Source organism: Parafrankia sp. FMc2, assembly GCF_041008525.1.
Lineage (GTDB): Bacteria > Actinomycetota > Actinomycetes > Frankiales > Frankiaceae > Parafrankia.
The window spans coordinates 1-1,199 of sequence record NZ_JBFLUG010000413.1 but is presented as its reverse complement, the minus strand read 5'-3'; the positions used below and the strand labels follow the sequence as shown (position 1 = coordinate 1,199).

The 1,199-nt window shown below is 70.0% G+C and carries 2 protein-coding genes; both read left to right on the top strand.

What is annotated here, in order from left to right; all coding sequences use genetic code 11:
- Positions 1–76: 76 nt before the first annotated feature.
- Positions 77–658 carry a helix-turn-helix domain-containing protein gene (locus tag AB1460_RS37625; protein WP_368967349.1) on the top strand — a complete coding sequence of 194 codons (582 nt, stop codon included), beginning with the start codon at positions 77–79 and terminating at the stop codon, positions 656–658.
- The coding region (locus tag AB1460_RS37620; protein ID WP_368967347.1) for an IS630 family transposase at positions 613–1,199 on the top strand (587 nt) is incomplete at its 3' end. The genes AB1460_RS37625 and AB1460_RS37620, both read left to right, overlap by 46 nt.

Genomic DNA, 1,199 nt, shown 5'->3' with positions numbered 1-1,199 from the left:
CTAGTGCAACGTTCCTCAAAGGCTGGGGTAGATCGGCTGAGCCCGGGTATCGCCCTGTTTTGACAGGGAGTACGTCATGCCGAAGTTCTTGTATGCGAGGGAGCCCCGGGACCCGGTCGAGGAGCAGAAGATCCGCCGGCTGGCGGGTGCCCGGCACGCTCCGGCCGACTGGATCCTGCGCGCCCAGATCGTCACGGCCAGCTGGACCGGCCACCACGTCCCCCAGATCGCCGCCGCCCTGCGCTGTCACCCCAAGACGGTGCGGCAGTGGCTGCACCGGTTCAACACCGACGGCCTGGACGGGCTGGCCGACCAGCCGATACCCGGCCGCCCCCGGCGGATCACCGAGACCGAACGCTCCCAGATCATCGAGCTGGCCCGCTCCATCCCGCCGGGCCGGCTGGAACGCACCCCCGCCGGTGAACTGGACGCCACCGACCCGGACGGGTGCGCGCAATGGACATTGGACACCCTGACCGAGGCCGCCCAGGCCGAGGGCATCCAGATCCAGCGCAGCCAGGTCCGGCGCATTCTCGTACGCGAGAAGGTGCGCTGGCGGCACACCCGTTCCTGGGCCGACAGCGCCGACCCCGACTTCGTCCCAAAAGGGCGGTGGTCGTCGAGCTCTACACCCACCCGCCCGCTGGCACCACGGTGATCTGCGCCGACGAGCTCGGCCCGGTGATCCCACGCACGTTCCCGCCGGCGCCGGGCTGGTCACCCGACGGCCACCGTCTCAAGGCACCCCTGGAGTACTCCCGGGGCAGCGAGAAGACCTGGGTCTTCGGCGGCCTGCGCATCCGCGACGGCACCGAGGTCACCTGCTGCGCCCCGGCGCGCAACAGCGACGGCTGGATCCAGTTGCTGACCCACCTCGCCCGAGCAAATCCTCGCGGCCCGATCCGGGTGGTCACCGACAACCTGGGCACCCACACCAGCTGGAAGGTCCGCGAGTGGCTGGCCCGCCACCCGCGTGTCCAGCAGGTGTTCATCCCGAAGAAAGCCTGCTGGCTGAACCTGCAGGAAGGCTGGTGGCGACTGCTACGTCGGGCCGCGTTCGCCGGCCAGACCTTCGCCGACCCCGACGAGATCATCCATGCCGTCGACCTGGCCACCACCCAGCTCAACACCCACGCCAAGCCCTGGGTCTGGGGACGGCCACCACCACCCACCCGCACACGTCGCCGCCGCTTTGTGTA